General features: G+C 35.6%; 13 protein-coding genes. 8 read left to right on the forward strand and 5 right to left on the reverse strand.

Features of this window, described 5'->3' with window-relative positions; all coding sequences use genetic code 11:
* Positions 1–4: 4 nt before the first annotated feature.
* Together HX109_RS00830 and HX109_RS00835 are read right to left on the reverse strand one after the other, a co-directional pair.
* On the reverse strand, positions 5–1,489 hold the full coding sequence (locus HX109_RS00830; RefSeq protein ID WP_178949335.1) for a peptidylprolyl isomerase: 1,485 nt from the start codon (positions 1,487–1,489) through the stop codon (positions 5–7).
* On the reverse strand, positions 1,482–2,372 hold the full coding sequence (locus tag HX109_RS00835) for a peptidyl-prolyl cis-trans isomerase (RefSeq protein WP_178949336.1): 891 nt from the start codon (positions 2,370–2,372) through the stop codon (positions 1,482–1,484). Before HX109_RS00835 ends, HX109_RS00830 begins: the two co-directional genes overlap by 8 nt.
* Positions 2,373–2,539: 167 nt before the next feature.
* Here HX109_RS00835 and HX109_RS00840 point away from each other — a divergent pair, with 167 nt between their 5' ends.
* Complete coding sequence (locus tag HX109_RS00840; protein ID WP_255462726.1) at positions 2,540–2,812, forward strand: hypothetical protein; 273 nt, start codon at positions 2,540–2,542, stop codon at positions 2,810–2,812.
* 12 nt (positions 2,813–2,824) lie between these two features.
* Here the strand turns inward: HX109_RS00840 and HX109_RS00845 are convergent, their stop codons facing one another.
* The 3 genes from HX109_RS00845 to HX109_RS00855 are packed head-to-tail and all read right to left on the reverse strand — an operon-like array spanning position 2,825 to position 5,718.
* Positions 2,825–3,568 (reverse strand): rhomboid family intramembrane serine protease, encoded by a 744-nt coding sequence (locus HX109_RS00845; RefSeq protein ID WP_178949337.1) that lies wholly within the window; start codon positions 3,566–3,568, stop codon positions 2,825–2,827.
* Between the two features lie 21 nt (positions 3,569–3,589).
* Positions 3,590–5,425 (reverse strand): DNA mismatch repair endonuclease MutL, encoded by a 1,836-nt coding sequence (gene mutL / locus HX109_RS00850; protein ID WP_178949338.1) that lies wholly within the window; start codon positions 5,423–5,425, stop codon positions 3,590–3,592.
* Positions 5,425–5,718 (reverse strand): hypothetical protein, encoded by a 294-nt coding sequence (locus HX109_RS00855; protein WP_178949339.1) that lies wholly within the window; start codon positions 5,716–5,718, stop codon positions 5,425–5,427. The genes mutL and HX109_RS00855 overlap by 1 nt, the downstream gene beginning before the upstream one ends.
* Positions 5,719–6,051: 333 nt before the next feature.
* Here HX109_RS00855 and HX109_RS00860 point away from each other — a divergent pair, with 333 nt between their 5' ends.
* The 7 genes from HX109_RS00860 to HX109_RS00890 all read left to right on the forward strand — a co-directional run bounded on the left by HX109_RS00860 (position 6,052) and on the right by HX109_RS00890 (position 13,625).
* Positions 6,052–6,708 (forward strand): TetR family transcriptional regulator C-terminal domain-containing protein, encoded by a 657-nt coding sequence (locus HX109_RS00860; protein ID WP_178949340.1) that lies wholly within the window; start codon positions 6,052–6,054, stop codon positions 6,706–6,708.
* Positions 6,705–8,036, forward strand: a complete 1,332-nt coding sequence (locus tag HX109_RS00865) for an ABC1 kinase family protein (RefSeq protein ID WP_178949341.1) — start codon at positions 6,705–6,707, stop codon at positions 8,034–8,036. Before HX109_RS00860 ends, HX109_RS00865 begins: the two co-directional genes overlap by 4 nt.
* 5 nt (positions 8,037–8,041) lie before the next feature.
* Positions 8,042–9,520, forward strand: a complete 1,479-nt coding sequence (locus HX109_RS00870; protein ID WP_178949342.1) for a cryptochrome/photolyase family protein — start codon at positions 8,042–8,044, stop codon at positions 9,518–9,520.
* A gap of 4 nt (positions 9,521–9,524) precedes the next feature.
* A complete protein-coding gene (locus HX109_RS00875; RefSeq protein ID WP_255462727.1) occupies positions 9,525–9,791 on the forward strand; it encodes a TIGR03643 family protein in 267 nt (88 codons plus the stop codon).
* A gap of 193 nt (positions 9,792–9,984) precedes the next feature.
* Positions 9,985–11,934, forward strand: a complete 1,950-nt coding sequence (locus HX109_RS00880; protein ID WP_178949344.1) for a hypothetical protein — start codon at positions 9,985–9,987, stop codon at positions 11,932–11,934.
* Position 11,935: 1 nt separating this feature from the next.
* Entirely contained in the window at positions 11,936–12,766 is an 831-nt protein-coding gene (locus HX109_RS00885) for a DUF2490 domain-containing protein (protein WP_178949345.1), read from the forward strand.
* A gap of 13 nt (positions 12,767–12,779) precedes the next feature.
* Positions 12,780–13,625 carry an MORN repeat-containing protein gene (locus HX109_RS00890; protein WP_178949346.1) on the forward strand — a complete coding sequence of 282 codons (846 nt, stop codon included), beginning with the start codon at positions 12,780–12,782 and terminating at the stop codon, positions 13,623–13,625.
* Positions 13,626–13,653: the final 28 nt, after the last annotated feature.

The following is a 13,653-nucleotide window of genomic DNA, read 5'->3' on the forward strand; positions in this document are numbered from 1 at the left end:
TGTATTATTTTTTTGTCCAGTTATTGGCAAAATCACAATCTTTACTATCTGGAGCAACATTTATATAAGTGTCCTCAATCTTTTCTTCCATCCACTCTCCTATTTCCTTAAATTGTTTCTCTTTTAAAGCCAATTCTTTAATTTTTACATAGTCTTGGGAGTAATCTGCTTTATGGGATTTATATCTTTTTATAACCTTTAAAAGTTTATACTGAATTCCGGTACGGGTTTCTTCCATTAAAGGCTGCGAAATTTCATCCCCATCCAACGGACTTATCTGGCTGTAAAGCATAGGGTCCATTTTGGTAAGTTCGAACTTGGTATCGAAGGTTTGTGGGTTTCTTAAAACGCCACCATCGAAACGGGTTTCTTTTTCATCTGAAAAATTACGTGCGGCTTCAGAAAAGGTAAATTTTCCTTCCATTATTTTAGAGCGGATACTATCCAGTTCTTCCTTGGTTTCTTGAATAGCCTTGTCGGAAATCTCTGGACGCAGTAAAATATGACGTACATCGCGCTCTTGACCCCGAATTTTTTCAACATACAAAATATGGTATCCATATTCAGACTTAAAAGGTTCTGATATTTCCCCTTGCTTTAAACTGAAGGCTGCATCTTTAAATTCCTGAACAAACCCTGATTTTTTAGTAATCTTATAAACCCCACCATTCTGTGACTTACCAGGATCTTCAGAATACAAGGTTTGCTTAATTGCAAAACTGGAACCATTTTCTTCTACATCCCTTTTGTATTCCTCTAATTTATTGATGGTTTTCTCGACCTCTTCTTTTGAAGGTTCTGGTATTTTAACGATCTGTGCTATTTCCACCTCATCACCAAAAACAGGACGCTCGTCTTCTGGTATATTGGTGTACCACTGGCGCACCTCTTCTGGAGTTATTTCTATGCCTTCCACTACTTTCGCTTGCATTCGTTGCGATAGCTGCTGGGATTTTACTACATTAAATAATTCTTCACGAAAACTTTGTTCATCTTCTTTTCCGTAGAAAGCAATTAATTTTTCCATCGAGCCTATCTGGGGCTGAGAAAGTAAAAATTCAATTTGCCTATCTACAGTACTGTTTATCTCCCCATCGGAAACCACGATACTATCTTGTATAGCCTGGTGAGCGTATAATTTGTCTTCCATAAGTTTCCCAAGCACTTGGCAACGGGAGATATTGGCTGTAGAAACCCCTTGGGATTTCATATCTAAAAAACTCTTATCAATATCTGACTCTAGGATTACATAATCTCCAACCACCGAAGCAACACCATCTATTTTTTCACGAGTGGTATCTGCGGGAATGCTATCCTGCTTAACAGCTGCTGCTTCCCCAACATTGGTAGTATCGTTGCTCGCCATATCGTCTGTAGCAACAATAGAAGTGGTAGCCACAGAAGTTGTATCTATGGTCGTTTCTTGAGCAAAAATTGGCGTGGCTGCCAACATCAACATACAACCCGCAACATATAATACTTTATTCATTTCCATTCTTTTTTTCAATATTCTTTTGTTTGTTATATACTTCAAACTCTTTCTTTCGTGTGGCTTCATCTAAAAGATCTTTTTCCAGATTTTTTATGAACTCCAACTTTCTTTTGTTTAGAATTATCTTTTTTACCGTAGGCTCGACGTATTTCAAAGGAGCTATTTCGGTTCTATTAAGCACTTCATTTACAGCCACCAAATATACTCCTAAAGAATCGGAAAGCTCAAAAAAATGTGATTTTTTTAAATAATCATCCTTATTATCCAAAGTAATTCCTGGAATTTTTTGAATCACGGAAGACGATTTTATCCAAATGGAATCGTTAAAGGAATACGCTTTGAATTTTAAGGCTGAAGTCCTTAAGAACTCTTGATCTTTTTCATTATACCGCCTAAAAGCTTCTTTTACCTTATCTGTCTCAGAAAAATCGTTGGCCAAATTAATATAGCGTAAACGCACTAAATCTTCGTTCAATTTAAAGTTTACCTTATGTTGCTCGTAAAAATCCTTTAGTTCCTGTTGCGTTACCAAGGTATCCATAGATTTATCCACCAATCCTTCTTTATAGGCATTTATGTACAAATCGGCTCGATACTGCTTTACCAAGTCTTCAAACTGCACCTGTTTTTCATCGGAAAGATTTAATTTTGCCTTCTCCAATAACAATTGCTGTTGCGCCCAACTTTGAATAAAATTATTAGTGACAATTAAACTATCTTCTTGTGAGATTTTATCACTGTTGATGTTTTTCTTTAAATCGGATTTTAACAGGTAGTTTTCGCCTACCCTAGCTACGGGATCTTCTATTGGTTCTGATTTAAAATAATCGCACGATACCACCAAAAGAGATAAAAATATGAGATAAAAATTCTTAAACATTATAAAATGGTTCTTAAAGCCATTGCGCTCCAATTCGGACAAAAATAACAATTAGGCTATAGTAATCAAGGATTTTAACAACGCTATAAGATAGTTGACAGGTATTACCCGTTAAAATGTTTTTAATACCTTCTGGATGAAAGTGAAAAAGTATCGGTATTTAAAAAATGAAACTATCTTTACCGAAAAAAACAACGATGCCATTACTGAAGTTAATATGGGATTTTAGGAGTCCGACAGCTTACAAAACTGCAGAACATTATGAAATTCACTTAAAGGAATTCATGACAAACCAAAATTTACCTTACCTAAAATCTGGCGTGGAAGAAATGACACCAAACGAACATTCCATAGCATTTCTTGTAGTTGATCAAGAATATATGAAACCTGTTAGGGATGCATTGAAACCACATCGAGGTGTTTACTACCAAGAGCAATAAGCCATTCGCTAATTAGTTCCAGCGGTTGTTGTTAAATTGATTTCGCTTCCAGTACCACATCATAATAAAACCAAATAAAGCTCCTCCAACGTGCGCAAAATGTGCGATACCTTGTCCAAATATGGAGTATCCGGTAACTCCAGAGAATAAATCCAAAGCTATTATAATAGGAATGAAATATTTCGCTTTAATGGGAATTGGCAGGAATATCAGCATTAATTCAGCATTGGGAAACATCATTCCAAAAGCGACCAAAACGCCGTAAATTGCTCCGGAAGCCCCCACTGCTGGGGTCATATATGCTGCTAAAAAGTTTTGCATACTACTCTCCCCCATAAGCTCACGCCATGAGGTATCGTATTTCCCTTGACTTATAATATCCAATACATCAGTTTGGCTGAATCCATTAGCTATAAGGGTTTGCATACCGTCGTTGAAATAATAGTAATTAACCAATGTATGAATTAAAGCCGCACCCAAACCTGCTGAAAAGTAAAAGAAAATGAATTTATTACGCCCCCAAATTTGCTCTAAAGGAGTTCCAAACGCCCACAAAGCATACATATTAAAGAGGATGTGCATAAACCCACCATGCATAAACATATGGGTAACTATTTGCCAAAGTTGAAAATGTTCGTTTTTAGGAAACCATAGCGCGAACAGATCGTACATTTGTTGCCCCAAAAGTTGTGTTGCTATAAAAAACAACACATTAATAATTAATAAATGCTTTACTGCATCTGTAATTCTACCCATTACTTGGAATTTATTGCAATATTATAAAAATCTTTTATCTATTTCTTCAACGGTCATGGTAATGTATGTGGGCTTATTAAATGGGGAAACGGTAGGGGCTTTTGTAGCAAAAAGATTGTTAACTAATGCTTCCTGTGAAGCTATATTTAATAACTCCCCACTTTTTACCGCTAGGGTTTTGCACATGGCTTTCGCCAGCACATCCGCTTGCGATAAAGAGCTCTCGGGAACTTCTGCTTGAAAATCAGATAAGAGCTGATCTATAATCATACCCACCTCACTTTCTGAAATATTTAAGGGAATCCCACTAACCTCTACTTCATCTTTTTCAAAGTCAGAAAACACAAAACCCGTATTCTCAAGACTGTCTTTTAAATCTTTCAACAATTCAATTTCCGTAGCAGAAAAATTAAGCTTTAAAGGAAAAAGCAATTGTTGACTCACCCCTTTGTCTACCGTAATATTCTTCAAATACTGCTCGTATAGCACCCTTTGGTGCGCCCGGTGTTGATTTATGATTACCATACCGGATTTTATGGTGGTTACGATATACTTACGGTGCAATTGATATGTTGTTGCTGAAGGCTCTTCGGTATAATCTTTGAACAAAGAACCTGTTACTTCTTCTGATTCCAATTCAATAGAACTAAAATCTGATTTCCTTTCGAGCCCCACATACAAACTTTCCCAACCCCCCGATTGTTTTTCCCTTTTGGGGTAATGCACGGCCACATTTCCTTTGTTATCCTTTTCAAACGGATTATAATTGACATCCACTTCCACAGAAGGAAAATCGGCATTTTTAGATTTATAATTATACGGAGTGTCTAAATTGGAATCCCTTTCAAAATCGAGTACCGGAGCCACATTAAACTGCCCTAGGCTATGTTTCACAGAAGATCTTAAAATGGCATACAACGCATGCTCATCGTCGAACTTAACTTCCGTTTTAGTGGGATGAATATTAATATCGATACCTGAAGGATCGACCTCTAGAAATAGGAAATAACTTGGGTGGGTTTGTTCTTTTATAAGTCCTTCAAACGCACTACACACAGCATGATGCAAATAGGAATTCTTAACGAATCTATTATTGACAAAGAAAAATTGCTCGCCTCGGGTTTTTTTGGCAAATTCTGGTTTGCAAATGAATCCGCTTAAATTAACAACTTCCGTATCTTCTTCTACAGGAACCAATTTTTCGTTTGTTTTCCCTCCAAAAATATGTACAATACGCTGCCGTAAATTGGATGCTGGAAGTTTGAACAATTCGCTTCCATTATTATAAAAATCAAATTCAATATCGGGATGTGCCAGCGCTACACGGTGAAACTCATCGATAATATGCCTTAATTCTACTGTATCTGACTTTAAAAAATTACGTCTTGCCGGAATATTAAAAAAAAGATTTTTTACCAATAAAGAAGTCCCCTTGGGGGTTACAGTTACATCTTGATCAACCACTACACTCCCTTCAATTTTTAGCTGGGTGCCTACCTCATCTTCTTCCTGCCTTGTATTCATTTCCACATGGGCAATGGCCGCAATGGAAGCTAGCGCTTCCCCGCGGAACCCTTTTGTATGCAATTGGAAGAGATCTTCAGCAGTTTTTATTTTGGAGGTAGCATGGCGCTCGAAAGACAGGCGTGCATCTGTAGCACTCATACCTTTGCCATTATCTACCACCTGTATTAAAGTCTTACCGGCGTCTTTTATAATAAGTTTGATACAGGAACTGCCTGCATCAACGGCATTTTCTATGAGTTCTTTAACAACAGAAGCCGGTCTTTGTACCACTTCTCCTGCTGCAATCTGGTTGGCAACATGATCTGGTAAAAGCTGAATTACGTCTGCCATTAAATAAGGGAATCTAAATTAATATAACGTATGGCAACAAGTGCAAACATTAGTAAAAAGATTAAAATAACTATAAAACGAATTCGCGAATTTGTATTGGAAGGTGATTTGCGCACGGTCTTCCAATCGTCCCGAAAGCTCTTTCTTCGATATCCTTTAAAATACTCTTCATCAGAACGTTTTTCCTTACTCTTTTTAAGTTCCTCTAAACGTTCCTTTCGCTCATCGTAATATCGAGGCGTATAGCTATACGACTTGTTACCTCTTGATTTAAAAAGTGATGGAAGTCCCAAAATATAAATGTTTTAGTGTTGAAGCATTCTTTAAAGAACAACCGTAGAAACTACATTCTTCGCTAATAATTCATCAAAAATGCCATAAAGTTCAAAATTACTCAAAAACCAACAATTTCAGTAACCTTTACTACTAAATTTTGTTAAGAATATGGTAGCAAAGAAAGAATAATTACCAAACGATGTGATGTATTATTTTAAATTTTAAGGTCACAATCTATTATAAATAATATCTATTCTCAATTAGAACATTCAGAATCATAAATTTTGTTTAACTTTTAACAAATAACAGTTAAACATTTTGTATTTTTACAATCATAAATGGTTAAGATTATGGCAAATAAAAAAGCAACATCAGAAAGATTAATTACATACTTTATGGATTACGTGCTCACACATGGCACGCATCCTAAAAGCGTTTATTTGTTTACTAAGGAAAACAATTTAAAAGAAGAAGATTTTTACAAATTCTGCGCAAACTTTGAAGCGTTAGAAAAAGATATTTTTAAAGTCTTTTTTGACAATACATTAGCTCTTCTCGAAAAAAACGAGGAATATCTTGTTTTTGATTCTAAAAACAAATTGATAAGTTTTTACTATACCTTTTTTGAAATGCTGACGGCAAATAGAAGTTATGTGGTTTATGCGTTGGAACAGAAAAAAGACCGACTTAAATCTTTAGAGGTTCTAAAAACATTGAGAACTTCCTTTAAAGGTTACGTTAAAAGTTTGGATTTGGATCGTTTAAAAATTGAAAATGAACGTTTAAGTAAAATTCAAAATAGATCTATCGAAGAAAGTGCTTGGATTCAACTTTTAATTACTATGAAGTTCTGGTTGGATGACACTTCGCCTTCCTTTGAAAAAACAGATATTTTCATTGAAAAATCCTTACAAACCGGCTTTGAGCTTATGGACTATAAACCCTTAGAGAAATTGATTGACTTCGGAAAATTCATTTTAAAAGAAAAAACTAACATTACCGTATGAAGACATTAGATAAAATTCCTACCGGTAAGATACAACGGGCGGGCAAATTTTTGCAAACTGGAGCCAAAGTTGGAGCAAACTACCTGAAATATTACGGAGATAAAATAACCACTTCTGAAGAAATTGCACGAGGACGCCTTAATAAAAGTAATGCGGAAGATATTTATGACGGACTAAAAACCTTGAAAGGAAGCGCCCTTAAAGTAGCGCAAATGCTTAGCATGGAAAAGAGTATTCTCCCGAGGGATTATGTAGAAAAATTTTCCCTTGCTCAATTTTCTGTCCCGCCCTTATCTCCTCCTTTGGTAATTAAAACCTTCAAAAAATATTTTGGCAAACATCCAGAAGACATATTCGATACGTTTAATTCTTCTTCTGTGAATGCCGCCAGCATAGGTCAAGTTCACATTGCTACCAAAGATGATAAAAAATATGCGATTAAAATTCAGTATCCCGGCGTTGCAGAAAGTATTGCTACAGATTTAGCTTTGGTAAAACCCATTGCAATTAAAATGTTCAATATAAAAGGAAAGGATTCTGATAAGTATTTTAAAGAGGTAGAAAATAAACTTATTGAAGAAACCAACTATGTTCTCGAAGTAAAACAGAGCAAAGCAATTGCAGCGGCATGCAAACACATTCCAAACTTGGTTTTTCCCGAATATTACGAGGATCTCTCTTCGGAACGGATTATAACTATGGATTATATGGATGGGAAACACCTTTCTGAATTTGTTGCGGAAAACAAAAACAAAGAGCTATCCAATGCTATCGGTCAAGCTTTATGGGATTTTTACATGTACCAAATACATGTTTTAAGAAAAGTGCATGCAGATCCGCACCCTGGTAATTTCTTAATCAGTGCGAACGGAGAGCTTATTGCTTTGGATTTTGGCTGCATGAAAGAAGTTCCGGAAGATTTCTATGTCCCTTATTTTGAATTGGCAAATAAAGAAACCATTAATAATCCAGACGCTTTCGAAGCAAAATTATACGAGTTGGAAATTTTGAAACCCGAAGATACTCCAGAGGAATTAAAATTTTTCAAATCGCTCTTTCATGAAATGCTTAGTATTTTCACAAAGCCTTTCAATGAGGAAACCTTCGATTTTTCCAATGCCGATTTCTTTCAAAGTATCGCTAGACTTGGGGAAAAGTATAACAACGATCCGCAACTACGTAAAATGAACGGCAATAGAGGTTCTAAACACTTTATTTACATCAATAGAACCTTTTTTGGCTTATACAACCTAATGTTTGATCTTAAGGCAGAAGATATTAAAATAAATAATTTTATTAAATACGAAAACATTAGAAAAAGTAGCTAATTTCTATGTCTGAAACGGCCATTATTTTTCCGCATCAACTTATCCAAGAACTCCAGTTTCCAAAGGAAATAAATAGGGTTTATTTAGTTGAAGAATACCTTTTTTTTAAACAGTACAAATTTCATAAACAAAAAATAGCTTTTCATCGTGCTACCATGAAGGCGTATGAAGATTTTTTAAAAAAAGAGGGATATAGTGTAACTTATATAGAAGCGGAAGATGAACTGTCCGACATTCGGGACTTATTAAAAAAGCTTCAGAAAGAAAAAATTAAAACAATTCATTGCATCGATCCCACCGATGATTGGTTAAAGAAAAGAATTGCTTCCTTTAATGGGGATTTTGATTTGGTTTGGTATTGGAGTCCGCTATTCCTTAACTCCAAAGAAGATTTAAAAGATTTCTTTAAACCGAATAAAAAGAAATTTCACCAAACCGCTTTTTACAAAGAAGAAAGAAAAAAAAGAGATCTTTTGATGAAGGGTGAAGACCCAAAAGGTGGTAAATGGACCTTCGATAAAGAAAATCGTAAAAAGTATCCTAAGAGCAAAACACCACCAAGTATTCACTTCCCGAAGCAAACCGACTATCACAAAGAGAGCTTAGAATATACCGAAAAGAACTTTAAGGATAACTACGGAACTTTAGATGAAAGTATACAATACCCTATTGATTTTAAAGCTGCCGAAGAGTGGCTGGAACAATTTTTAGAGATGCGGTTTCATGAATTTGGGACGTATGAAGATGCCATTGTAAAAGAACATCTTATTCTTAACCACTCCCTCCTTTCACCTTTAATTAATATTGGATTACTTACTTCCGAGGCTGTTATTGAAAAATCGGTTGCATATGCCGAAAAAAACGAGATCCCTATAAACTCATTGGAAGGTTTTGTAAGGCAAATAATTGGTTGGCGTGAGTTTCTACGTGGCATATATGAAGTTAAAGGAGTGGCACAGCGTACCAAAAACTTTTGGAAGTTTTCCAGAAAAATCCCAAAGAGCTTCTATACGGGCGAAACGGGAATGAAGCCTGTAGATATAACCATTAAAAAAGTGCTAAAAACGGGGTATACCCACCACATAGAACGCCTAATGATCTTAGGTAACTTTATGGTGCTATGCGAGTTCGACCCCGACGAAGTTTACCAATGGTTTATGGAACTTTTTATCGATGCTTACGACTGGGTTATGGTCCCAAACGTTTACGGGATGAGCCAGTTTGCAGATGGTGGCCTTATGGCTACAAAACCATATATAAGTGGCAGTAATTACATCATGAAAATGAGCAATTATCAAGATGGGGATTGGCAGGATACATGGGACGGACTTTTCTGGAGGTTTATGCATGAGCATAGGGATTTCTTTGAGTCCAATCCGCGGTTAAAAATGCTATTAGGAACCTTAGACAATATGAAAGAGGAAACCAGAAACGAACACCTAAAAAATGCCGCTACATTTTTAGAGCAATTAGATGAAAAATAAAGAGATGACAGAAAGAGAAATAGATAGAATAATAGAAATGGCATGGGAAGATCGTACTCCGTTTGATGCCATTACATTTCAATTTGGGTATACAGAAAAAGAAGTAATAGAATTAATGCGCAAAGAATTAAAGCCAAGTAGTTTTAAACTCTGGCGCAAGCGCGTACAAGGTCGAGCTACTAAACACCTAAAAAAAAGAAATTTCGATGAAGGCCGTTTTAAATGTAGCAGACAGAAGAACATTTCGGGCAATAAAATCTCCAAAAGATAACTGGGTTCTATTTGTAATGTAGTTTATTATTATCTATCCTGCACCATATAAAAATAAGGATAAAAATAACTTTCCATATTTTTAATACCTTTGCGACTGCTTTTAAAATAATCTAATCCTAAAATAATTATAATCTGTCATGCCTCGGGAAGGGGGCATGCGGCTATTTGGTTTAAAAAGATATTAAAACAATATGGTAAAACCTTTTAAAGTTAATCTCAACTTATTTTATGTATTCTTTCTATTTTTATCCACGGCAATACTTGCTCAGAATACCCAAAGATATAATGGCGATTACGCAATTAAAAATTTCAGCGGGGAAGCTTCTTACGAGTATAAACTAATAGAAGGCGACACCATTTTAAACGGAATTTTTCGCTTTCGTGACAAGGGCTTGAAGTCTTTAGAAAAGAAAGCTTACAGTTCTTTCTTGGTAGAGGGGTCGTTAAAAAATAATAAACCTCAAGGAGCATGGCGGTTGAGTTTTGGAGATTATCAACGTTCTAAAGAGCCTAGATTGGTAGATTACAGTTACGTAATAGATATCAATGGAATACAGAAATCGGTAAACGGATTTTTTAACAATGGTATTGCTGACAAAGAGTTTATTCTCAAAATTGATAGTATTGAGAACTCTAAAATCACTAAAAATCTTTTTAAGAGCACTATATCATACCAAAATGGTATACCGCAAAAAAATTTCACTATTGAAACCGGTATGCATTCCTTAATTGGAAGACTGCTGCGGGATGGTTTGGCTCACGACAAGTGGACTTTGTTTGAAAATGAAAAGCTTGACGAAACCGAAAATTGGATTTTTAAAGATGGTTTGTTGGAAAAAGTTGTTGTTTCTGATAATGGTTTGAACAAAACGATTGGAATTTTTGAAAGTGACTATAAAAAATTGGCAGAAGTTCCTTTAGATAAACGTTTTCTCAAGATTCTTTCCCTAAAGCTTCCCGCCCATGACACCTCCCGAATATTTGAAAAAGGAATAGGAAAGCTTTTAAGAAAAAATCTAAGAGAGTACACTAAGCTCCAAGAATTCATAAATTATATAGGAGATTCTATAACCATCCCTAATTTTAAAGTTAAGGTACCGCTCTTTCCCATTTCAGAGGTGAATACATTGAAACTGAAAACGATCGCTGATAGTATTCGTAAAGCAGAGCTCCTTAGCAAGAATATTTTAGACAATCCTCAATTAAATATTCAAAAGTTCTCAGATGAAGAAACCGAATTTCTTTATGAAGTTTCCAAAAAGTTAACAACAGATTACTTAGCCTCATTGGCATTACTTAGAAGCTTTTCCGAAGAAAATCTTATTATTCATTTCGACCAGCAAAAGCTACTTAAAAAGTTATGGCCCAACGGCCTCCCTGATGATGAAATTAAAGTAGAAATTCAAGATAAAGCTCCCAAAACATACCAAGCGAAAGGGGCATTAAGTTATAAACGGCAACCAATAAATTTAGTTTCCATTGAAGAATTAACCAACTTCACCTTATTAAACTTAAGTGTTTTACACAAAAAGTTAGTGGGAAAAATTTCTGTCCAAGAGCGCCAAGAAGCTTTTTTGTTACAAGAGGAAGCATTAATCGAAGAATCAGGACATCTTAAAAAACTTATTGATTCCATTAAGGGCACAGCTCCAAAAAACATCCAATCTACATTGGAAAGCCTTAAAGGTTTTGCAGACGAGCAATTAAATAGTTATGCCAGCATGAAGGAAAATCCGTCGAAATTGGAATATGCTAAAAAACTTACCAATTGCTTTACAAAAACAGAGAATCTTGCAATTTACATCGCCAACCTTCCACAGCAACAAAAAGAAATAAAGAAGCTCTATCAAGACCAAGTCTGGAATCCGTTTACGGCTACCGTTATGGATGAAGACGTAAAAAAGAGAATCACCAAGGCGTACGGAGATATTTTAATTCCAGAGCAGTTAGAGAGAATTCGAGAAGATTTGTCTTGCGAAACGATTGAACCCACCCAGAATTTTTTAGAAGCTTTGCATGAAAGAATGATAGAAATGAGAGAAGAAGATACTACTCGTTTAAATCGAAAACTGAAAAAAGAAAAGAATCCTGAAGAAATAAAATTACTCTTCGGGTTAAATTCAAAAGAAATTGAAGAATAACATGCAAAAAAGCTTACGTAACCTCAAGCCTAGTCTTTTTATAGCATTCTTTTGCCTTTCCTTTGTTGCAATATCACAAGAGGATCCGCAGGTTTTACCCGAAGAATCTAAATTTAAGGAACCCATTACCAAATATTGGCTAAACACCTATGGAAACATACGTATTTCCAAAAGATTATTCTGGGTTGCTCAAACTCATTTTAGGTTTCAGGAAACAGAAGAAACCCCCTTTGTGGGTCAAATTGGTCAAATTTACAATAGACACGCCATTGGTTATATTGTATCTAAAAAATTCAACGTAGCCGTTGGTGGCGTTGTTCGTTTTAATTTTAATACGGACCCCGATTCCGACGGAAAAGGAATGGTCCCCGAGTGGAGAATCTGGCAACAATATCAATTTGCTATGCCAGTTTCACGCCTTATGTTTTACCATCGTATACGTATTGAAAATCGATGGTCAAAAGGTTTTGAAGAAGGCGACGATTATATCTACCGAACGCGTTGGCGTTATATGTTCCGTGTAAAAATACCAATAAATAAACCGAAATTGGAGCCAAAAGCTTTTTACATTGGCCCGGAAGCCGAAGTGATCATGCAAAGTGGTAAAGAAGTTGTAGATAGTCCATTAGAAGACCTTCGTCTACACACCTCTTTTGGATACATTTTAACTCCCCGACTTACAGTAGCCGCAGGAATAATGTATAATTTCGGACAAACCTTAGAAAATGGAGGGATTTATAAACAAGGTTGGACCATAAGAACACATCTTTATTTTTCCCCAGATTTCAGAAAAGTTAGAAATAAACTACCTTCGATACATACAGAGGATTAACAACATAAGTTATATGAAAAAGAAGAGAATACTATTTTATATTGCAATCATAATACTTGGTGGCTTATGTGCCTTTTTAATAATAAAGAACAACCATCTACAAAAACAGTTGAGTACTGCCCATGAAGAACTTTCCATTGTAAAATCGTATCTGGAAATGGATCACTTGGCTACTGCCGATTCCCTTTTGATTACCGGAAGTTATGAGGACGCCAAAAAAGCATACCATTCTATGGATAGTCTAAGTATTATTGAAGATGATTACGCCATTACCTCGCGGCTTAAGATTGCAGAGAATATGCTACGCATGCACGAAGAAATTAAGACTGTTAAAACTTCATCTACTTCTCCTAATGCCGATTCTGCAGCTGCATCCAATATAAATAGTTCGGTTACTTTGGAAAAATTTGACTCCTTGAATTTTGCTTTTGAAAAAAAACAATTGCAATTATCGAGACTCAAAGAGCAAATGAATAAAAAAGCATTTGGAGAATATTTAACCTTCAAAAGTAAAAAAGGCAACCGTTTGTTTTACGTAGGACAAGTAAAAAACCATAAAGCGAATGGTTTTGGTATTGCTATCTTGGACACTGGTAGCCGTTATGAAGGCGAATGGGAAAACAATATGAGGCATGGAAACGGAAGTTTTTATTGGATTGATGGGGAGCGTTATGAAGGTGAATACCGCAAAGATATGCGAACTGGTCAAGGTACCTACTATTGGCCGAATGGTGAAAAATACGTGGGCGAATGGAAGGACGATGTAAGGGAAGGAACGGGAACTTTCTACAATTCTGATGGGGAAGTTTTTGCTAAGGGGATTTGGAAAGGAGATAAATTGATTAAAAAAGAAAAGTAGTAAACAAACTTAACCATATCAATTTTTA

The sequence above is a fragment of the Galbibacter sp. BG1 genome, assembly GCF_013391805.1.
In the GTDB taxonomy this organism is placed as follows: Bacteria; Bacteroidota; Bacteroidia; order Flavobacteriales; family Flavobacteriaceae; genus Galbibacter.